Here is a 21,235-nt window from a genome sequence, read left to right on the forward strand (position 1 = left end):
ATTTGCAACGGAAACCGGTCTGACAATGTGGGCGCGGCGGGCCCGACGGCGATCTCAGCCGGTCGATGACGTGCCGATCGTCCTGGCGACGCTGCGCGCGACACTGTCGCGCCAGAAGGGCAGACGGATGCCAAACACGTCGTGCAGGCGGGTGCAGTCCAGGCGGGAATCCTGCGGCCGGGCGGCGGGCGTCGGCCAGTCGGCGGTCGCGATGGCCTGGACCTCCGGCATCGGGTGGCCGGCGCTTGCCGCTTCCTGCAACGAGGCGACCGCCAGGCCATGCCAGGTCGTATCCCCGCTGCCGGCGGAATGGAACAGGCCGGCATATTCATCGCGCCAGCCCTCCCGGCCGATCGTGTCGGTGATCGCCAGAATGGCGTCCGCAAGGTCATCGGCGCTGGTCGGGTTGCCATGCTGGTCGCCCACCACCCGCAGGATCGGATTCTTCGCTCCCGCATTCAGCATGGTGCGCACGAAGTTCCGGCCATAGGGCGAATAGACCCAGGAAGTGCGCAGGATGATCGCGCGGTCGTGGGCGGCCAGGATCGCGCGCTCACCTTCGGCCTTGCTGCGTCCGTAGACCGTGCGGGGCGAGATCGGATCGGTTTCGACATAGGGCGCGCCCTTGCTGCCATCGAACACGTAATCGGTCGAGACATGGATCAGCGGAATGCCGCGTTCGGCGCATAATTGGGCCAGCATGGCCGGACCGTCCCGGTTGGCACGTGCGGCCCCTTCGGGGTCGCTCTCCGCCGCGTCCACTGCCGTCCAGGCGGCGGCATTCACGACCAGGGCGGGGGAGAATGCGGCGAACGCGGCCGCCAGCGTCTCCGGCCGGTCGAAATCGAGATCCGGCCGGCCCACGCAGCGCAGACCGGGACGGCCGGAGCGCGCCAGGGCGGTCGCAAGCTGTCCGGACCGGCCGATGACGAGAACCGGGGCGACCGGGATCGGGGCGCCGGTCATCAGAACCAGTCCCGCACCGTGGAGAAGTCCGGCGCTTCGGCGTCCTTGTCGGACAGGATCGCAGCACCCGGTGCCACCGGCCAGGCGATGGCCAGTTCCGGCGAATCCCACCGTACCGACCGCTCGCTGTCGCGATCCCACAGGTCGGTGCATTTATACTGCACTTCGGCATCGTCGGTCAGGGTGCAGAATCCGTGCAGGAAGCCGGGGGGGATCCACAATTGCGATCCATTCTCCGCACTCAGTTCGGCCGCCACCCAACTGCCGAAGGTGGGCGAGGCCTGCCGTGCGTCGACCGCCACATCCCAGATCGCGCCGTGGGTGCAGCGTACCAGCTTGCCCTGGGGGTGCGGGGCAAGCTGGCAATGCAGGCCCCGGATCACGCCACGCTGGCGGGACAGGCTGTGATTGTCCTGCACGAAGGGCTGGGTGATTCCGGCCTCGGCCATCGTGCGGACATTGTAGGTTTCGCAAAAGAACCCGCGTGCGTCGGCAAAACGACGTGGCGTCAGCAGCAGGATATCGGGAATGGCCAGGGCTTCGATTTTCATCGTCCGGCCTCCCCGTCCGCCATGTTGCGCAACAGGCGGCCCAGCTCGGTCTTGTGGACTGTCCTGGCGATCTCGCGCAACTGCTCGGCGTCGATGAAGCCCATGCGGAAGGCGACTTCGGCGGGCGACCCGACCAGCATGCCCTGCCGGGACTGGATGGTCTGCACGAACATGCCGGCCTGGAGCAGGGCGTCGGGGACGCCGGCATCGAGCCACGCGCAGCCCCTTCCCAGTTTTTCGACCTGGAGTGAGCCTTCCTCGAGATAGATCCGGTTCAGGTCGGTGATTTCCAGCTCGCCCCTGGGCGACGGGCGGATCTGCCGGGCGAAGGTGCTGACGCGGGCATCGTAGAAATACAGGCCGGTGACCGCCCAATGCGAGACCGGATGGGCGGGCTTCTCGACCAGGGTGCTGGCGCGGCCTTCGGCATCGAAGGTCACCACGCCGTAGCGTTCGGGGTCGCGCACCTGGTAGGCGAACACCGTCGCCCCGCTGTCGCGCCTGGCCGCCCCCTGCAGCAATACGCTGAGATGGTCGGCGAAGATCAGGTTGTCGCCCAGCGCCAGGGCGCAGGGGGCGCCGGCCAGCCAGTCCTCGGCGATCAGGAAGGCTTGGGCGATGCCGTCGGGGCTGGGCTGGACGCGGTAGCTGAAGCGCACGCCATATTGCGTCCCGTCGCCCAGCAGGCGCTGGAACTGCGGCAGGTCGTCGGGCGTGGAGATGATCATGATGTCGCGGATGCCGGCCAGCATCAGGGTCGACAGCGGGTAGTAGATCATCGGCTTGTCATAGACCGGCAGCAACTGCTTGCTGGTCGCCAGCGTCATGGGGTGCAGCCGCGTGCCCGATCCGCCGGCCAGCAGGATGCCCTTCATCGCTGCCTCCGCAAACGGCTTTCCTACAATCATGCTCATCGGGTGCCCTCTGCCGGGGCAATCCCCAGACGTTTCGTGCTGTCATGCCGGGCCTGGAGCGCCGTCCACCAGTCCCGATGCTCCAGATACCATCGCACGGTGCGGCGCAGGCCGGTTTCGAAATCGTGGCGGGCGCGCCAGCCCAGCGCGGCTTCGGCGTGCGAGGGGTCGATCTCGTAGCGGAAATCGTGCCCCGGCCGGTCGGTGACGTAGCGGATCAGCCGCGCATGCGGCCCCGCCGGGTCGGGGCGCAGTTCGTCCAGGATCGTGCAGATGGTCTGGACCACCTGAATGTTGGTGCGCGGCTGGCGGGCGCCGATGGCATAGGTCTCACCCGGCCGGCCGCGCTCCACCGCCAGCACCAGCGCCTCGGCATGGTCGTCGACAAACAGCCAGTCGCGCATGTTGCCGCCATCGCCATAAACGGGCAGGGGGCGCCCGGCGATGGCGTTGATCGTCACCAGCGGGATCAGCTTCTCGGGGAAATGCCAGAACCCGTAATTGTTGGTGGTATTGGTGACGAAGGCCGGCAGGCCATAAGTGTGCTGCCAGGCCCGCACCAGATGGTCCGACGCCGCCTTGGACGCCGAATAGGGGCTGCGCGGGTCGTAGGGTGTGGTTTCGGTAAAGGGCGGATCGCCCGGCTGCAATGTGCCGAAGACCTCGTCGGTCGAAATATGATGGAACCGGAACGCCGCCTGGCGGCGTGGGTCCAGCCCCGACCAGTATTCCCGCGCGGCTTCCAGCAGGGTGAAGGTGCCCAGCACGTTGGTCGTCATGAACACGCCGGGGCCGTCGATCGAGCGGTCGACATGGCTTTCGGCCGCCAGATGCATCACCGCGTCCGGCTGATGGGACGCGAAGATCGTCCGCATCGCCGCTCCATCGGTGATGTCGGCCCGTATATGCAGGTAGCGCGGGTCCGCCGCGACATCCGCTGTCGAATCCTGCGTGGCGGCGTAGGTCATGGCATCGACATTCACCACCGAATGGCCAGTCGACCCGATCACATGCCGCACGACCGCCGAACCGATGAAACCGCATCCACCTGTTACGAGTATGCGCACACTCTTGCCTCGTCTGTTGGTATGGTCATGCTACAATCAAAAAAACACGGCGCAAGGAAATAAATCTTATGGGATGTCCCGTTATTCTATATCTTATTATCCAATCATTATTGTTTATTTAACATCTGTGTGAAGCCGAGTGCATCGCATCGTCGGGCTCAGGGATGGTGGGTCTCTTCTTCCCCCATGCCTGCAACGGTTCCGGCGGAGCCGAGTTGCGAAATCGGAAAAAGTCTAGCGAAAACAGCTTGTTCCAGGGCGGATAATTACAGGGTGCACCTATCCGCGCAGCCTGTCCGGCAGCGGGATATGCTCCTTCAGGCATCCGGCGAGTGCGCGGCCCAACTGGTCGACGCGAATGTCGTCGCGTGGGCCGGCGGGGCGCGTGCGGTCCAGAATGAAATAGTCGGTCGAGGCGCCGATATGCGCGCCATCGTTGAGCAGAACCGGCAGGCTGGGTTGATGGTCGCCATAGAGTGCGAAGATGCCGCCATCTTCGTTCAGCCACCGGGAGGCGGCGAGCTGGCCGATCATGCGATCCGTGCCCATCAGACTGTCCAGGTAGCCGCCCAGCATGGGGGCGAACGGGCTGTCGGTTTCCGCCTGGGCGGCCCACGGGCCGTGGTTGGCGACCGTGATGGCGAATACGAAGACCGGCCGTGTCTCGCGGGCGATGAAATCGTTGATCCAGGCACCCAGCACTTCGTCGGGGACCAGTTGGCCGCGCCGGGAGTCGAATGCCTCGCCGCCGATGAAGTGGTCGAAGCCGAGATTGGGCATGACCTTGTGCCGGCCATAGAACCGGCGGTCATAGGGATGCACGCACACGGTCAGGTAGCCGGCCCGGCGCATGCGGGCGGCCAGCGTGTCGAGCGGCCGGCGCGCGAAGGAATAATAGGGATTGAAACGGTCCAGCCCCAGGTCGGACGGTGCCGCCCCGCTGATGGCGGCGAATTCGCTGCGGGTGGTATTGGCCCCCCACGAATCGACATCGAGGCGGCCATGGCGCCACGCCTGGGCGCGGCAGGCCTGGTATTCCGTCAGCGGCGACGGCAGGCTCGGGTCCAGCCGGCCGATATCGAAGAATGATTCGGCCTGGACCAGCACGACCGGGGGCTTGTCGGCCGGCACCGTCACGATACCGAAGCTGCAGGCAGCCTGGCGTGCCGGCCGTTCCTGGCGCGAGCAGAGCGTATGGGCGGCGAAGCTGCCCAGCATGCCCAGCGTCTTCGCATCCTCGACCGGGTCGCCGGTCGGCCGCAGCCGGCGGATCACGCCGGCCATGACGTTCAGCGACGGCCGCCAGAAATAGGCGGCGATCGGCACGATCAGCAACAACGCCCCGATGAGCCGCGACAGGACCGGGCCGCCCGGCATGGAGGGCGGCTCGACGGAAAACAGCCATGCCGTCGCCCCCACCAGCAGGCCGCCGATACCGTAGAAGACGGCCGGATGGACATAGGGCAGGTAGAAGCGCGGGTGGGTAAAGACCAGCAGAAGCTCGCTGGCATCGGCAAACACGATCGGCTCGCGCAGGACTTCCCGCTTGGTATGGTCGGCCAGCAGCAGGCCTGCGGCCAGCACCACCCACAGCAGGGCCGACGAGGCCGGACGACCGGTCAGCAGCGCAAGCGACAGCCACAATATGAGGGCGACCGCCACATCGGGCAGATCGTTCCTGAGCGGCCTGAAGGGTCTGCCGCCTGTTATCCTCAGGATGACAAGCGCCACGATCGCGAGGCCCGATACGGCGGCAATGGTCCAGCCCGGCATCCTATCCCCCTGTTTTCTGTGCGTCGTGCGCCACGGCTGGGTGTCGCGTCTTGGCAGTCGGGATCGTGCTCGGCAAAATTCCGGTTCTCGTCGGCAGGTGATCGATGGGGCATGTCCATACAGAGAAGAGGGAGTTTTTGCCATGCCCGTACCCATGCCGAAGATCTGGCTGGATGCCCGCAACACGAATCGGGCCGGCGGCACGGGGGTGGCCCGCTATACCGAGGTGATCGCGGAATGCCTGGCGGATGCCGGCATGCCACCGACATATCTGACCGATTACGCCCCGGGCACGGCCCCGGCCAACCCGCATGCCCCGGGCCGGCAGATATGGCGCAGATTGCAGAGCATGCGCCCGCGCTATCCTGCGGCCCTGCGGGGGGAAGGGCCCATGCCCTATGCGGTCTGCCCCGACATCTTCCGGATCGCCCATGTCAAATTCACCCATCAGGGCAGGCTGGCGCGGGTCGGCACATCGGCGCCGCCGGACATCATGCACTGGACCTATCCCCTGCCCATCCGGCTGGAAGGCGCGCGGAACGTGGTCACGGTCCACGACGCCGTTCCGCTGACCCACCCGGACCTGACCGGCATCGATCCCGAGCGCTATCGGCGCCTGATGCAGGCCCTGGCCGAGAGCGCCGATGCGATCGTGACGGTTTCGGAGACCGCGCGACAGGATATTGCCGCCCAGTGCGGCATTTCGCCGTCACGCATCCACAACCTCTCCCAGGCCGTCGCGTTCTCGGACGAGGAATTGCGGCTGGCGCGCGCTGCCCGGCCGCCGGCGCCGCCCGGCTATTTCGTGCATGTCGGCCGGGTCGAGCAGCGGAAGAACATCTGTCGCCTCGTCGCCGCCCATGCACGCAGCGGAACGCGCCGGCCGCTGGTCCTGATCGGCCCCGACGGGGATGACAGGCCGGATTACGAGTCCTTGGTGGGGGATGTGCCGGTCATACGCCTGCCCTGGAGCGATCGCGCCACCCTGATCCGGACGATGCAGGACGCGCACGCCCTGCTGTTTCCCTCGCTGGCCGAAGGGTTCGGCCTGCCGATCATCGAGGCGATGGCGCTGGGCACGCCGGTTCTCACCGCGCGGGGGGGCGCGACGGGGGAAGTCGCCACGGAAGATGCCGCCATCCTGGTCGATCCGCTGGACGTGTCCGATATCGCGGAGGGAATCAGGCGATTGGATGGCTGGGGTGAGACTGATCCGGCCCGTCTGGCCCTGATCGGCAGGGGAGCGGCGCATGCGGCCCGGTTTTCGCCCGACGCTTATGTCGACCGGTTGCGTCGGTTCTATTGTTCGCTGATGTGACCCGCGCCGTGGCGACCTGCCCATCCGTGGGAGGTGGTGTATAGACCTCCCGATATGTTGGTCCGGGACCGTCCGGCCAGGCCTGGAATGGCTTGTCCTGGGTCCTTCTGGGAGGTTCCCGATGCGTGTTCTCGTGACCGGCACCGCTGGATTCATCGGGTTTCATATTGCCAGGCGGTTGCTGGAGGAAGGATACACCGTCATCGGTCTCGATGGCATCACGGACTATTATGACGTCTCATTGAAACGCAGGCGCCACGCCCTCCTGCATCGGTTCGAAAATTTTTCGTCCCATGAATTCATGCTGGAGGATGCTCAGGCACTGCATGACGTGTTCGCGCGGCGGACACCGGATATGGTCATGCATCTTGCGGGTCAGGCGGGTGTTTCCCACAGCCTGGATGCTCCCGGCACTACGTCGATTCCAATATCGTCGGAACGTACACGCTGCTGGAGGCGATGCGTCGGAACCCGCCCAGGCATTTCATGATGGCATCCTCGTCCTCGGTCTATGGGGCGAACACGGTTCTGCCCTTTTCCGAAGCGCATCGTTGCGATCATCCGCTGAGCCTGTATGCGGCGACGAAGAAAGCGGCCGAGGACCTTGCGCATTCCTATGCCTGCGTCTGGAAAATTCCGACGACGGTCCTGCGTTTCTTCACGGCCTATGGTCCGTGGGGGCGGCCGGACATGGCGCTTTTCCGGTTCATTGCCAGCATATATGCCGGCAAGCCGGTCGCGGTTTACAATAACGGCAATATGGAGCGCGATTTCACCTATATCGACGATGTGGTGGAGGCAATCTTCCGGCTCTCCCGGGCTGCGCCCGAAAAAGCGGCAGAGAACGATCCGGGGAGCAGCCCCGCGGCGCCCTATCGCGTGGTCAATATCGGGAACAGTCAGCCCGTCAGCCTGACGGCATTTATCGAGGCGATCGAAAAAGCGACCGGCCGGTCATGCGTGCGCCATTATCTGCCGATACGGAAGGGCGACGTACCGCGCACCTGGGCTGACTGTTCCGCCCTCAAGGCCCTGACCGGCTTTTGCCCCTCGACGCCGCTTCAGGTCGGCATCGATGCGTCCGTCGGCTGGTACAGGCGCCATTACGCAACGGCCTCCAGCCCATGAACGCGCTGGCGATCATCGGCGTCGTGGCTGTTGATGACATTTTCCGTTCAACGGGAAGCGACTGATCCTGTTCCGTCTTTTTCGTGATGGCGCATCCTGTACCAGGACCGGAGTTTTTTTCGTGCAGGAACATGCGTGCTAAGAAGCTGTCCTACGCGTTTTCGACCGGGGAGGGGTAAAATGCTGGCAGGAAAGGTCCGGGAGGCCACGATCGGGTCCATTGTCCGGTCGATCGGTTGGCCCCGTCCATGACCGGATTGCTGCGGACACCGCCTTTCCATCGGTCGGTGCCCATCCTCGCCCGTGCATGTCGGCATGCGACGCCAGCCTTCCCCGTAGCGGAGTCGGAGCGGGAGGAACTGGCCGGCCGGATCGTGCGCGAGCGGGTCGGCGGACGTTTCTGGGCGCCCGATCCGGGGCAGCGCCGCCCGGTCCTGGTCGTTCTCTCCGGGAAAGGGCCCGAACGAAGCCGCCTGGCGACCATGCTGAAACAGGTGCTGGCGGTGCATGCCGCGCGGGACGTCATGCTGGTCCGGCGGGGGGCGAGGCAGCCGGCAGCCGGCCTGGCACGCCGGCTGGGCATTGCGCATGTGCCCTGGGAGAGCGACCCCCATGCGCTGCTGGACGGCGCGGTGCGCGTCTATGCCGATGCCGTGGGCGATATCGCCCGGCTGGCGGCCCTGCGCGGCCTGCCTGTTGTCCTGCTCGGGCCGGAGGGAGGGCGCGAGGAGCCCTTCCTGCGCACTGACGTGCTGGCGGATCTTCTGGATCGCACGGCGTATGTGTGCCCCTTCACATCCTCTCCGATATCCTGTGCCGAGGCGATCGCGCTGCTGGCCGGCTGGCGCCGCACGATCATGGCCAATCGCCAGATCGGCGCCTGCCTGGCCATGTCGCGATGGAAACGGCGGCGGATCGCCGATTTCCTGGCAACGGCGCCCGGCGCGCCACCCTTCATCGAGGATTTTCGTGCCGGGCTGCACGGGGCTCTCGCGGTCTGGGCGACACGCCAGCCGCCGGGCCTGGCTGAGGCCGCCCGCAGGAGCGGAACACCCGTCTGGCGCGTGGAGGACGGCTTCGTCCGCTCCATAGGGCTGGGCAGCGCATTGATGCCGCCATCGTCGATCACCATCGATACGCGCGGGATCTATTATGATCCGGCGCGGGAAAGCGACCTGGAACATATCCTGCAGACCGCCACCTTCGACCCTGCGCTGCGTGCCCGGGCCGGAAAGCTGGTCGAATCCCTGGTCCGGCGGGGCATTTCCAAATATGGCGCGGGTCGCGCGGTGGCCCTGCGCGAATCGTGGGACACCGGGGGGCGGCGGACCATTCTGGTGCCCGGACAGGTGGCGGACGATCAGTCGGTACGGTGCGGAGGCGGCCGGATCGGTGGAAACCTGGAACTGCTGCAGACCGTCCGGCGACATAATCCTGACGCGTTTGTCGTCTACAGGCCCCATCCGGATGTCGAGGCAACCCACAGATTGGGCCACATGGATGATTCCATTGTCATGCAACTGGCTGATCGAATCGATCGGGGCGGTGCGATCCTCGATACGATCAGCCGGGTCGACGAGGTACATACCCTGACGTCCCTCGCCGGGTTCGAGGCGCTTATGCGCGGACGGCGGGTTGTTACGTATGGCGCGCCGTTCTATGCTGGTTGGGGACTGACGGTTGATCTGGGGGACGTGCCTGCACGCCGGACACGGCACCTGTCCCTGGAAGAACTCGTTGCCGGAGTGCTGATCCTGTTCCCGCGCTATCTCGATCCGGTCACGCGCCTGCCGTGCGGGCCGGAAGTCCTGATCGACCGATTGCAGACCCCAGATCTCTGGCGCCCCACCCCATGGATGCGCGCATTGGCCGCGCAGACGGCCCTGCGCAAGGCATGGGCGCGCATCCGGGCAGCTTGGACCTCATGATCGACGGCCAGGTTCAAGCTTCGCGACGGCGCGCCGATATCATGCCCCGTCCGGTCCTGCTGGATATCTCCCGCCTGCTGTCGCGCGCCGGCAGCGCGGTACCGACGGGGATCGACCGCGTGGAACTGGAATATGCGCTGTATCTCATGCGCTTTCCGTCTTCGCGGGTCATGTTCGTGGCCTGGCATCCGATCGGGCGGATCGGCATCCTGCCACGCCGCCTGACGGATTGCTTCCTGCGGATTCTGGCGCGGGCCTGGGCAAGCGGGACGCGGCCATCGCGCGCCGCATCGCTGATGGCCGGATTACTGCTGCAGGCGGCAGCACTCGGGGCGGTCGGCAATACGAAACAGCGTCGGACATATCTTCTTCTTTCGCATCATCACCTGATGCGCCAGGACGTGATCGAGGCGTTCCTGAAACGCGCGGATGCCGGGATGGCGGTCATGGTCCATGACCTGATCCCGATCGAATATCCCGAATATGCCCGTCCCACCGAACCCGACCGCCATCGCCGGCGCATGGATACGGTGGGGCGGCTGGCGGAGGCCGTGATCGTGCCGTCCCGGCCGGTCGGGGAGTCCCTGCGGGCCTATCTGGCCCCGCACGGGCACTGCCCGCCGGTCAGCGTGGTGCATCACGGGTGCCTCGTCCCCTCCGATGTCCCTGCGTCCGTCGGTAGCCTGGCGCCGGATGCGCCCTATTTCGTCATCCTGGGGACGATCGAGCCGCGAAAGAATCACCTGCTGCTGCTGAATCTCTGGCGCCAGATGGCCGCCGAGGGCGGTTCCGCCCCGCTGCCGCATCTGGTGATCATCGGGCGGCGCGGATGGGAAAATGAAAATATCCTGGACATGATCGAGCGATGCCCGGCTCTGCAGGGGATCGTGCATGAACATGCCACCCTGTCCGACAAGGCTGTCGCCGGTCTGGTCCATGGCGCGCGCGCGCTGCTGTTCCCGTCCTTCGCCGAAGGGTTCGGTCTTCCGCTGCTGGAGGCCCTGGCGATGGGTATCCCGTGCCTGTGCAGCGATCTGCCGGTTTTCCGCGAGATCGCCGGAGACCTGCCCGTCTATCTCGACCCCCTGGATGGGCCTGGCTGGCGGCGTGCGATCCGGGAACTGAGCGCGGATGACAGCGCGGCGGGCAGGGTCGCCGCACCGTCATTCGCCGACTGGCCGACCCAGGTGGTCGCCGGACTGACCGCCCTGGCCGTACTCGACGGCAGGGATGGGGGATAGCGGGCATGCGCGCCATGGCGCGTTCACGTGACGGATAGGAAGGTGGAGACGGTTTGCTGAGTTTTCTGATGCTGCAGGGGAATGCCACGCCGTTCTTCTCCGAACTGGCGGTGGCGCTTCGGGCTGCCGGTCATCATGTCCGCCGCATCGCCTTCAATGGCGGGGATGTCGTCTTTTCGCACGATGTCACGTGGTTTCGTGGACGGCAGGATGCCCTGCCTGGCTTTCTCGAAAAGATCGTCGATGAGGACAGGCCGGATGCGATCATCCTGTTTGGTGACTGCCGCCCGATCCATCTGGTGGCGACCGACATCGCACGGGCGCGCGGCATCGCCATCTGGGTGTTCGAGGAAGGATATCTGAGGCCCGGCTGGATCACGCTGGAGCCCCATGGCGTCAACGGATTTTCGGCCCTGCCGCGCGATGCCGCGGCGATCCGCGAACGGGGCAGGGCGCCATGGCCGCCCATGCGCTACAACCCGCATTCGGATTTCCTGCGGCGCGCCGTCTATGATGTGTCCTACCATGGGCTGCGCGTGGCCATGACGCCGCTGTTTCCCCACGCGCGCTTTCATGCCGTGATCAGCCCGTTCGTGGAATATGCGGGCTGGCTGCGGGACTGGGCGGGGCAATTGCTGCGCAAGCCGAAGGAAGCGACCCTGCCCGACGGGCCGTTCATGCTGGTGCCCATGCAACTGGATGGCGATTACCAGTTGCGGGTCCATTCGCCGTTCCACAGCATGGCCGAGGCGCTGGAGCGTATCCTGGTCTCCTTCGCCGGGCATGCGCCCGCATCGCTCTCCCTGGTCATCCGCCGGCATCCGCTCGATCCGCGCCTGACCGATTGGGAAGGGCTGATCGGCCGGCACGCGCGCGCGCTGGGCATCGCGCAGCGGGTCTATTTCATGGCCGACGGCCCGCTCGATCCCGTTCTGGACGCCAGCGAGGGGATTGTGACGGTCAACAGCACGGTCGGGTTGCTGGCGCTGCGGCGCAACAGGCCGGTCAAGATCCTGGGCGAAGCCATCTACGATGTCGAAGGGCTGACGTTCCAGGAGCCCCTGGACCGTTTCTGGCAGGAGGCGAGCAAGCCGGACAGCCAACTGCTCGATGCGTTCTGCCGCATGCTGATCCAGGAAGTCCTGGTCGAGGGCGATTTCTTCACCCCCGAGGGGCGCGCCCTCGCGGTCGAGGGCTCGGTGCGGAGGATTCTGTCGGCCTATTCCGACAGGGCCCGCATGGCCTGACCGACCAGGGATACGGTCTGTTCGATCTGCCCGGGCGTGTGCGATGCGCTGACGAAAAAGCGCAGGCGCGCCGCCTTTTCCGGCACTGCCGGGTGGATGATGGGCTGGACGTTAAGGCCCCGTTCGAACAGGGCCTGCGACAGGCGGCCGGCCAGCAGGGAACTGCCGGTGACCAGCGGCACGATGCCGTAGCCCTCGGAGGTACCGGTATCGAACCCGGCCTCGCGGAACAGGCGCAGCAACTGGGTTGAATTCTCGCGCAGGCGCGCGATGCGCCACGGCTCCTCGCGAATGATGTCCAGCGCCGCCATAGAAGCGGCGGCATTGGTCGGCGGCAGCCCGACGGAATAGACGAAGCCGGCGGCAGTACGCTTCAGGTAGGTAATGATATCGGCGCGGCCGGCGATGTAGCCGCCGCAGGAGATCAGGCTCTTGCTGAGCGTGCCCATCCATAGATCGATCGAGTCCGGGGCAACGCCTGCCTCTTCGGCAATGCCATGCCCGCGCGCGCCGAGCACGCCGGTCGAATGCGCCTCGTCCACCAGCGTCATGCAGTCGAACTCGCGGGCCAGCTCGACGAAGGCCGCCAGGTCGGGGATGTCGCCATCCATGCTGTAATGGCCTTCAAGGACCAGCAGCGCGCGCTTGTGGGCCCGGCGATGCATCCAGAGCTGCTCGCGCGCCGCCGCGACATCGTTATGGGTAAAGGCGATGCGCCGCGCGCCCGACAGGATCGCCCCCTGGATCAGGCTGTTATGGGCCAGCGCATCATGGATGATCAGGTCGCCCGGCCGCATGAGCTGCGCCAGCGTGGTTACGTTGGTGGCGTGGCCCGACACCATCACGACGCAATCTTCGGCGCCATGCCATTCGGCCAGGGCGCGTTCCAGCTCCCGATGGAACGGACGTTCGCCCGAGACCATGCGGCTGGCCGAAACCGTTGTGCCGAAGCGATGGAGCGCCTCCTCCACCCGGCCGATCACGCGCGGATCGCCATTCAGGCCCAGATAATCGTAGGACGAGAAATTGATGTATTCGCGCCCGTCGATCAGGGTCGTGGCCGCCGCCAGCCCGTCATGCTGGCGGAAGAACGGATCGGAGACGCCCAGCGCCGCCGCCCGCTTCGCCATGAACTCCATTTCCTCCACGCCCGGCAGCGACCAGCCGCGCGTGCCGGTCTCGGCCGGCGCGGTGCCCGAGAGGCTGGCGAGGAGCTTGATGCGCTCGCCCAGCCGCCGGCCGAATTTCGGTCCCGTCATCGGATGGTTTCTTCTTCGTTCGAAAGAGCAGGCTCGGGGGCCTCTGGTGCTTCGGCGGTCTCGGCCACGACATGCCGTTCCTCATCCGACAGGTGGCGGGCCATCACCGCCTCGTCCGGCGTGGCGGCGGGGGCATCCTGTCCCTTGTTGCCCAGCAGGGTGGACACCTGGCGCGCAACGCGCCGGACCGTCATTTCCTGCCAGGCGAAGCCGGGCAGCGACACGCCCAGCCGGCGTTCCAGCCCCAGCGCCAGTTCGACCGCCGTCAGCGAATCCATCCCCAGCTCGGCCAGCGGCTGGTCCATGGGCAGGGCCTCGCGGTCGGTCTGCATGATGCGGGTCAGTTCGCCCAGGATCAGGTCGGCGACGATTTCCTCCCGCCGGTCCTCGCTGGCCGTGGCCAGCAGGCTCATCAGGTCGCCGGTATCGCTGTCCTCGTCGCGGCGGCGGGCCACGGCGCCGAACAGCGGCTCGCTCAGGATCGGCAGGCTGCCGGTGGCCTGCCAGTCCATTTCGGCCAGGACGGGCCATGGATCGGACGAGGCCAGCAGGTCGGGCAGGGCATCCAGCGCGGCCATCGAACGCATCGAACGCGCGCCCAGCCGCCGGTCCAGCGCCTCGCGCGCCGCTTCGTTGCGTTCCAGGAAGCCGGCATCGGCGATCGGCCCCCAGCGGACGGCGCAGCCGGGCAGGCCCGCATCGCGCCGGCGCTGGATCATGGCCTCGACCGCCGCGTTGGCCGCCACATACGCACCCTGGCCCGGCGCGCCGAGCGTGATGGTGGCGGACGAGAAGACCAGGAACAGCGACAGCGGATCGTCGCGCGTCAGCGCGTCCAGCGACAGGGCGCCGGCCAGCTTGGCCTGGACCGATGCCATGACCTGCTCCTCGGAGAGGGTCGCGACCAGCCCGTCCGCCACGGTGACGGCGGCATGCACGATCCCGCCCAGGGGCGGCATCGTGGCACGGATCTCCGCGAGCAGGGCAGCCAGGCGCGCATGGTCGGTCACGTCGCAGGCCCGGACCTCCACCGTCCGCGCACCGGCCTCCAGCAGCGTCTCGCGCAGCGCCGCGACGCCTTCGGCCGCCGGCCCACGCCGGCTGAGCAGCACCAGGTGGCGGGCCCCACGGGCGACGAGCCACCGCGCGGCGCGTGCGCCGAAGCCGCCGGTGCCGCCCGTGACCAGCACGGTGCGGTCAGCCGGGACATCCAGCGTCGGCGGCACATGGACCGGCCCCATCGTCAGCACGATCTTGCCGACATGGGCCGAGGTCCGCATCAGGGCGAACGCGTCGGTCGCGGCGGAGGCCGGGAAGGCGGTATAAGGCAGCGGCCCGATCGCACCGTCCTCGAGCAGGGCGTGCAGCCGGTCCGTCACGGTCGAGACCAGATCCGGGCGATGCCGCACCAGCGCGTCGACATCGATCGCGTGATAGCTGACATTCTGCCGCATCGGACCGATGCCGACCCGCGTATTGGCCAGGAAGTCGCGCTTGCCCAGTTCCAGGAAGCGGCCGAAGGGGCGCACCAGCTCCAGGCTGCGCTCCATGGCCTCGCCGCTGAGGGCATTGAGCACCACGTCCACACCCTGCCCATCGGTGGCAGTCAGGACATCGGCCCCGAAACGCAGCGACCGGCTGTCCAGGACGGTCTCGATCCCCAGTTCGCGCAGGGCCGCCCGCTTGGCGGGCGAACCGGCGGTGGCGATGATGCGCGCCCCGACATGGCTGGCATATTGAATCGCGGCCAGGCCGACACCGCCGGCGGCACCGTGGATCAGGATCGTCTCGCCGGCCCGCAGCGCGCCAACGGTCTCCAGCGCATACAGCACGGTCAGATAGGTGACGGGAATGGTCGCGCCGGCCGCGAAGGACAGCCATTCCGGCAGCGCGAAGACGCTGCGCCGGTCGGTGACCACACGGCTGGCATGCGCGGCGGCGGCCAGGGCCATGACGCGGTCGCCGGGGGCCAGGTCGGTGACCTCCGCCCCGACGGCCAGCACGGTGCCCGCGCATTCCATGCCCAGCGTCGCGCCGGCAAAACCGTCCAGCAGCAATTCGTCGGGCAGCATGCCGATGGCCGACAGCACATCGCGATAATTCAGCCCGCTGGCCTGGACGTCGATCACCACGTCACGCGGGCCGGGCTCTGTCCGGGGCTCCGGCATCCAGCACAGGCGGTCGAGCGGACCGGGCACGGGCTGGATCAGCCGCACATCCACCGCCGCCGCCGCCGCGCGCGCCGGCAGGCCCTCGCGCAGGCGGCGGACCAGACGGCCCTCTTCCGTCCAGCGCACTTCGCGCTCATCGTCCGTGGCGTTGCGCTCCGCATCCAGGGCGGCCGCGATCGCAGTCTCCGACAGGGTGGCGGAGAGGTCGATCCGGCGACAGCGCAGGGCAGGGAACTCGTTGGCGATCGTCCGGCCCAGGGCCATGCGCGCGGCCTCGTGCGGCGTGGTGGCCGCCTCACGGGTCACGACGGCCAGATAGTCTCCAGCCTCGGCCGCCGCGCGGGCGTCACCGGCCAGGGCCAGCATCGCACGGGCGGTGAGGGTGGCCTCATCCGCGCCCTCATCATGCGCGGGCGTATGGGACAGGCGAATCGCGGGCGGCGCGGACACGCTCTCGGCGGCGGCTTCGGCAACCTCGGCTTCGACCGCGACCGCCGCCAGCACGGCGAGCGGGAAGGGCGCCTGGGCGGGCACGCTTTCGGCCACCGCGCGCAGGCGGTGCGGCAGGTCGCGCCAGGCGGCAATCGTCAGCAGCGGCTCGGGCGACAGGTCGCGCAACGTGGCCCAGCCCGCATCCTCGGCCGCCTCGGCCACCAGGATCAGCCCCCCCGGCGCAAGGCGGTCGGCGTGGGCGAGCGTCGTCGCCGGCACCATGCCGTGCAGGCCGGGCGCATAGGCGACCAGCACGTCATAGGCACCCTCGGGCACGGTCTCGGCCATGACGATGCCGGGCAGGTGGGCCAGCACGGTCGGGCGCAACCGGGCCTGTCGCTCGCGATTCGGCTCCAGGATCGTATAGTCCAGCCGGCCCGGCAGGCTCGCGAGGCGCGGGGCAAGCGCGCGGGTCAGGGCCGCACGGTCGGCATGCAGTTCCAGCACGCGGAGCGGCCGGTCCTGCGGCCAGTCCTGCATATAGGCGGCGATGGTGGCCGCGATCTGCTCGGCCGCCAGTTCCACGCTGCGGCCGGAGAGCAGCTGCCGGAAGGCGATATCGGGGAATGAATCGTCGCCGCGCGCCGCATCGGGGGCTGTGCCCGCGCTCTTCCGTTCCTGTACCCAGGCCAGCAGCAGGGCCGCCGGCAACCATTGCGGCAGGTCGAGGAAAAGGGTCTGCCAAAGACGGGCAAGGTCCGGCGCATCCTCGGTGGCCGGAGCCTCCGAGGCGCGGAGTCCGGCGAGGATCGTATGGGCCAGCAGGCCGGCATCCTTGTCATCCGCATCGCCGGCCGGCGTCTCCATGGCCGGGCGCAGGCCCAGGAACCGCTCGTCGGACAGCGGGGCCGACGCGACAGGCGCCGGCAGCCAGATCTCGTGGAAGCTGCGTTCGGCGACCGGCACCGGGCGTTCGCCCGGCATGCGGGTGAACCAGCAGCCGGTGGCCGACAGCACGGCGCGGCCGGTGGCATCCAGCATCACGATATCGGCCTCGGTCTCGCGCGGGCCGGAGGTCGTGACCACCGCCTGGCCGCGTGCGGGCGTGCCGGCGGTCAGGTCCAGCCGGATGATGCCGAATTTGCGCGGCAGCGGGGCTTCGGTGGCATCGGTATGGTTGACGGCCAGCCCGACCAGGGCCTGGAACGTGCCGTCCAGCGCCGTCGGGTCCAGGGTCAGGCCATCGAGCGGCGCCTCGCCGGTCAGGGTGGCCTCCACCCGGTCCGTAGCCATGGAGATCCCGCCAACCCGGCGGAAGGCCGGCCCATAGGCCAGTCCGGCAGCGCGGGCCGTGGCGTAAAGCGCGTCGCCCGTCATGTCGGTATCGGTGGCGGCCGACGGCAGGGCGGCCGGGGCAACCGGCGACAGCCCGGCGCGGGCGGTGGCATGGCGCGTCCAGACCGCATGGGACAGCCGGGGACGGCTGTCGATGGTCACGGCGCCGTCCGCCGACAGCCGGACCCGGATTTCACGCAGTTGCGTCTGTTCGATGATGACGGGGCGCAGGATCTGGAAATCGCGCAGTTCCAGCATCTGCGCGTCCGGCCATGTCGCCCGCGCGGCCGTAAAGGCGAATTCGATCAGGCAGGCCGCAGCCAGGACGATCGTGTCGCCAACCTTGTGGTCGGCCAGCCAGGGCTGCACCGCGCCGTCCAGATGCGCGGTCCACTCGCTTGCATCCGTCTTGCCGTGGTCGCCCAGCAGGGGGTGCGTGCCCTGCTGGTTCCACAGCACCGCCAGGGCTTCCTCGGTGGGTTCGTACCAGTGGCGCTCGCGCTGCCACTGCACGCCTGGCAGGCCCCGGACCTGGGCCGGACCGGCGAAATGCGACGCGGACAGGATGTCGCAGCCCGCCGCAAAGCACGCCAGCGCGGTGCGGGGGAACGGATCGGTCGTGATCTTGGCCGGGACCGCCGGCATGACGCGGGTTTGCGCGTCGCCACCCTTCAGGATGTCGCGCAGATAATGTTGCAGGACCGGACGGGGACCGATCTCGACGAAGACCGTGCCGCCTTCCGCCGCCGCCTGGCGCACCGATTCGGCAAACAGCACCGGCGCGCGGACATTACGCCACCAGTAATCGGCATCGGGCAGGGTCGTGAAGGACTGGCCGGTCACGGTCGAGATCATCAGCCGTTCCGGCAGGCGCGCGGTGATCTCGCCCAGATCGCGGATCAGCGCGTCCGCGATCCGGTCCATATGGCTGCTGTGATAGGCATAACCCACCTTCAGGCGGTGGACCAGCAGCGAGGAACCACCCTTCGCCGCCTCCAGCCGATCGAGCGCTTCGGCCTCGCCAGCCACGGCCAGGGCATTCGGCGCATTGAAGGCCGCGATTTCCAGGGTCGGCGCCGCTTCGGCCAGCAGACGCCCGGCCTCTTCGACATCGCCATGCAGCGCGGCCATGCCGCCGCCGGGTGCCGTCGCCTGATGGCGGCTGCGCAGGGCGACGATGCGCGCGGCTTCGTCCATGTCCAGCATGCCGGCATGGACCCCGGCCGCGATTTCGCCGACGCTGTGGCCGACGACGATATCAGCCTTGAGCCCCTGCCGCTCCAGCCCGCGCAGAACGCCGATCTGGAAGGCGAACAGCATGGGCTGCGCGACGTCGGCCGGATCGGCCGACCAGTCGCCCGACCGCATCGCCTCCAGGACCGACCAGCCGAGATGCGGGCGCAGGGCAGCGTCTGCCTCCCCCACCCCGGCAGCGAAGACAGGGCTGATCTCCAGCAGATCCTGCCCCATGCCCGAGAACTGGCTGCCATTGCCGGAAAACACGAAGACGGTGCGCGCCTGGGCGAGTGCCTGACCGGTCACCACATCCGCATGGGCGTGCGTATCGACCCACGCGGCCAGCGCCGCGCGCATCTCCGCCGCGTCTCCCCCCGGAACGCCCAGGCGATGAGGCAGGTGTGCCCGGCGGGTCGCCAGACCGCGCAGCTCGGCATCGGTCCACGCCCGGGTGGACCAGACGCGTGCAAGGCTGGCCAGGCCGGCTTCCGAGCGGGCGGACAGCAGCAACGGCACCGCGTCATCCGACGGGGTCGCGACGGGCGGCGCGGCAGCGGGCGCAACCGGGGCGCTGGCAAGGATCACATGGGCATTGGCGCCCCCGAAGCCGAAATTGTTGACGCCGGCGATCAGCGGGCCATCCGCGAGCGGCCGGGCCTCGGTGACGACTTCCAGGTTGAGTTCGGCGAAGGGGATGGCCGGATTCGGATTCGTGCAATGCAGCGATGCGGGCAGGCGCCGGTTCTGCAGCGCAAGCATGGCCTTCAGCATGCTGACCAGGCCCGACGCCGGTTCCAGATGCCCGAGATTGGTCTTGACCGAACCGATCGGCAGGGGCGTATCGCGCAACTGGCCCAGTGCGGTGCCCAGCGCATTCGTCTCCACCGGGTCTCCCGCCTGGGTGCCGGTGCCGTGCGCCTCGACGAAGGCGACCTGGTCCGCCGAGACGCCGGCCTTCCCGTAGACCTCGCGCAGCAGCTCGGCCTGGGCCTGGGCGCTGGGGAATGTCAGGCCCGGCGTCCGGCCATCGGCATTGATTCCGCTGGCCATGATCACGGCACGGATGTCGTCGCCGTCCCGCTGTGCGGCCGACAGGGGCTTGAGCAGCAGCATGACGCCGCCTTCGCCCCGGACATAGCCGTCCGCATCGGCGCTGAAGGCGTGGCACCGCCCTGTCGGGGACAGCATGCTCGCGGCGCAGAAACCGATGAAGGGGTACGGCGTCAGCAGCATGCTGACACCGCCGACCAGGGCCACGCCCGTCCGGCCCGCACGCAGGTCCTCGCACGCCTCGTGAAGGGCGAACAGCGAGGACGAGCAGGCGGTATCGATGGTCATGCTCGGCCCATGCAGGCCCAGAGCGTAGGAGACGCGGTTCGAGAAGATGCTCAGCGTGTTGCCGGGCATGAAATAGGCATTGCCCGATGACGGGTCGGTCAGGCGGAGGTTGGCATATTCCAGGCCCGACGCGCCGACATAGACGCCGGCCGACGCGATGCGGTCCGCCGTCGTGCCCGCGTCTTCCAGGGCTTCCCAGGCCAGTTCCAGCAGCAGTCGCTGCTGCGGGTCCATCTGCCTGGCCTCGCGGGCCGAAATGCCGAAAAAGGCTGCATCGAACAGTTCGATTTCATCCAGCGTCGACGCCCGGGTGGCATAGAACTTGCCCGTCTCGCCGCGACGAGGGTGCCAGAAATCCCGGAGCGGAAAACGATTTGCCGGGATCGGGCGCACGCTTTCGCGTTCCTCGTCCAGCAACTGCCACAGGCTGTTGACGTCCGGCGCCCCGGGAAGGCGGCAGGATGCGCCGATGATGGCGATGGGCTCATCCCGAGTAGTGGTATTCGGCTCGGACGTCGAACTGTTATGCATGAAGAGATATGTGTCCCAATGCGATGATCGGACTACGATGTAACGCGGTCGGGTCGGGGGGAAAAGCCATATCGGCGTTGAAAAAATAGTTCAGCTGGTTTCATGAGACACACCGTCCGGAGAGATGGGGGCAAGGCCGGCCGGGCCGCTTGATATCCTGCGCGAAGCATATGAGGGAATTTGGAACTGCCCCCATCTGGGCCACAGCGCGCGGCGGGCGACTGGTCCCACCGTGCCGCATCAGTGCAGGACTATTCGGCAATCATTCAGACGATGGCTGTGATTTTCTTTCGTGCTTCCGGACGCCTTTATCGAAGGTACATATAACCTCTTGGCTGCGGACCTGTTATCCGTCACCCGATTACTGACGAATAACCGGCATCGTCTGTGGTTTTTTTATGTCTTTCGACGCCTCGGGCATAAGAATGTCACCGCCATGCATGCTTGCCGAAAACCAACGGCTGCCCCGCTCGAGCAGCATGGCAATCAACAGGCTGACAGGGTGCGACGCATCTGCGGCGTCTTGTGGTGTCCGCGGCGGGATTCGAACCCACGGCCCCAGGATTCATCCCACTTCGGCTTTCGCCGCCGCCATCCGGAAATGGCGTTCGTGGTCTGGACTGTCCCTTCACCCTGGGCCCGAAGGCCGACAGGTGCCGCCCGTCCAGTCTCTACACCGTCCCGGCAAGGCCGGGCTTGGCTCGGGATCGGCACGACACAGCGTGTCAGAGCGTTCCCCGAATTTGAGCGGATCCGTCATGAGGTTTCCCGCCATGACGCCCAATTTGAAAACCAGGAAT

11 protein-coding genes and 1 pseudogene are annotated in these 21,235 nt (G+C 67.5%); 5 read left to right on the forward strand and 7 right to left on the reverse strand.

Going from position 1 to position 21,235, the window contains the following annotated elements:
• Nucleotides 1-54: 54 nt before the first annotated feature.
• The 5 genes from rfbD to HLH36_RS08400 all read right to left on the reverse strand — a co-directional run bounded on the left by rfbD (nucleotide 55) and on the right by HLH36_RS08400 (nucleotide 5,271).
• Nucleotides 55-966, reverse strand: a complete 912-nt coding sequence (gene rfbD / locus HLH36_RS08380; RefSeq protein ID WP_182985936.1) for a dTDP-4-dehydrorhamnose reductase — start codon at nucleotides 964-966, stop codon at nucleotides 55-57.
• On the reverse strand, nucleotides 966-1,517 hold the full coding sequence (gene rfbC, locus HLH36_RS08385; protein ID WP_182979729.1) for a dTDP-4-dehydrorhamnose 3,5-epimerase: 552 nt from the start codon (nucleotides 1,515-1,517) through the stop codon (nucleotides 966-968). The genes rfbD and rfbC overlap by 1 nt, the downstream gene beginning before the upstream one ends.
• Nucleotides 1,514-2,431, reverse strand: coding sequence for a glucose-1-phosphate thymidylyltransferase RfbA (rfbA, locus tag HLH36_RS08390; protein ID WP_408871863.1), 918 nt, complete (start codon nucleotides 2,429-2,431; stop codon nucleotides 1,514-1,516). Before rfbA ends, rfbC begins: the two co-directional genes overlap by 4 nt.
• Nucleotides 2,428-3,498 (reverse strand): dTDP-glucose 4,6-dehydratase, encoded by a 1,071-nt coding sequence (gene rfbB, locus HLH36_RS08395; protein ID WP_182985937.1) that lies wholly within the window; start codon nucleotides 3,496-3,498, stop codon nucleotides 2,428-2,430. The genes rfbA and rfbB overlap by 4 nt, the downstream gene beginning before the upstream one ends.
• A 279-nt stretch (nucleotides 3,499-3,777) precedes the next feature.
• Nucleotides 3,778-5,271 carry an LTA synthase family protein gene (locus HLH36_RS08400; RefSeq protein ID WP_182985938.1) on the reverse strand — a complete coding sequence of 498 codons (1,494 nt, stop codon included), beginning with the start codon at nucleotides 5,269-5,271 and terminating at the stop codon, nucleotides 3,778-3,780.
• Nucleotides 5,272-5,413: 142 nt separating this feature from the next.
• On the opposite strand from HLH36_RS08400, the gene HLH36_RS08405 reads away from it, so the two are divergent.
• The 5 genes and pseudogenes from HLH36_RS08405 to HLH36_RS08425 all read left to right on the forward strand — a co-directional run bounded on the left by HLH36_RS08405 (nucleotide 5,414) and on the right by HLH36_RS08425 (nucleotide 12,133).
• Complete coding sequence (locus HLH36_RS08405; protein ID WP_246376580.1) at nucleotides 5,414-6,589, forward strand: glycosyltransferase family 4 protein; 1,176 nt, start codon at nucleotides 5,414-5,416, stop codon at nucleotides 6,587-6,589.
• A 121-nt stretch (nucleotides 6,590-6,710) separates the two neighbouring features.
• Nucleotides 6,711-7,717 (forward strand): annotated as a pseudogene (locus tag HLH36_RS08410) (NAD-dependent epimerase/dehydratase family protein).
• A gap of 248 nt (nucleotides 7,718-7,965) precedes the next feature.
• Complete coding sequence (locus tag HLH36_RS08415; RefSeq protein ID WP_246376581.1) at nucleotides 7,966-9,645, forward strand: capsular polysaccharide export protein, LipB/KpsS family; 1,680 nt, start codon at nucleotides 7,966-7,968, stop codon at nucleotides 9,643-9,645.
• A gap of 41 nt (nucleotides 9,646-9,686) precedes the next feature.
• Complete coding sequence (locus HLH36_RS08420; RefSeq protein ID WP_220792757.1) at nucleotides 9,687-10,886, forward strand: glycosyltransferase family 4 protein; 1,200 nt, start codon at nucleotides 9,687-9,689, stop codon at nucleotides 10,884-10,886.
• A gap of 53 nt (nucleotides 10,887-10,939) precedes the next feature.
• The gene (locus tag HLH36_RS08425; RefSeq protein ID WP_182985939.1) at nucleotides 10,940-12,133 is read left to right on the forward strand and encodes a capsule biosynthesis protein; all 1,194 of its coding nucleotides are present in this window, start codon (nucleotides 10,940-10,942) and stop codon (nucleotides 12,131-12,133) included.
• Here the strand turns inward: HLH36_RS08425 and HLH36_RS08430 are convergent.
• Nucleotides 12,106-13,392, reverse strand: coding sequence for an aminotransferase class I/II-fold pyridoxal phosphate-dependent enzyme (locus HLH36_RS08430; protein WP_182985940.1), 1,287 nt, complete (start codon nucleotides 13,390-13,392; stop codon nucleotides 12,106-12,108). The two genes, HLH36_RS08425 and HLH36_RS08430, sit on opposite strands and share 28 nt — an antisense overlap.
• Nucleotides 13,389-20,435: a type I polyketide synthase gene (locus HLH36_RS08435; RefSeq protein ID WP_182985941.1), complete on the reverse strand. Its 7,047-nt coding sequence runs from the start codon at nucleotides 20,433-20,435 to the stop codon at nucleotides 13,389-13,391. Before HLH36_RS08435 ends, HLH36_RS08430 begins: the two co-directional genes overlap by 4 nt.
• Between the last annotated feature and the right edge of the window lie 800 nt (nucleotides 20,436-21,235).

It is taken from the genome of Gluconacetobacter aggeris, from assembly GCF_014174395.1.
Taxonomy (GTDB): Bacteria; Pseudomonadota; Alphaproteobacteria; order Acetobacterales; family Acetobacteraceae; genus Gluconacetobacter; species Gluconacetobacter aggeris.

Coding starts and splice junctions, on each gene's coding strand:
- HLH36_RS08435 (WP_182985941.1), bottom strand. CDS start 20,435: ATGCATAACAGTTCGACGTCCGAGCCGAATACCACTACTCGGGATGAG.
- HLH36_RS08430 (WP_182985940.1), bottom strand. CDS start 13,392: ATGACGGGACCGAAATTCGGCCGGCGGCTGGGCGAGCGCATCAAGCTC.
- HLH36_RS08405 (WP_246376580.1), top strand. CDS start 5,414: ATGCCCGTACCCATGCCGAAGATCTGGCTGGATGCCCGCAACACGAAT.
- rfbC (WP_182979729.1), bottom strand. CDS start 1,517: ATGAAAATCGAAGCCCTGGCCATTCCCGATATCCTGCTGCTGACGCCA.
- HLH36_RS08420 (WP_220792757.1), top strand. CDS start 9,687: ATGCCCCGTCCGGTCCTGCTGGATATCTCCCGCCTGCTGTCGCGCGCC.
- HLH36_RS08400 (WP_182985938.1), bottom strand. CDS start 5,271: ATGCCGGGCTGGACCATTGCCGCCGTATCGGGCCTCGCGATCGTGGCG.
- rfbD (WP_182985936.1), bottom strand. CDS start 966: ATGACCGGCGCCCCGATCCCGGTCGCCCCGGTTCTCGTCATCGGCCGG.
- HLH36_RS08415 (WP_246376581.1), top strand. CDS start 7,966: ATGACCGGATTGCTGCGGACACCGCCTTTCCATCGGTCGGTGCCCATC.
- rfbA (WP_408871863.1), bottom strand. CDS start 2,431: ATGAGCATGATTGTAGGAAAGCCGTTTGCGGAGGCAGCGATGAAGGGC.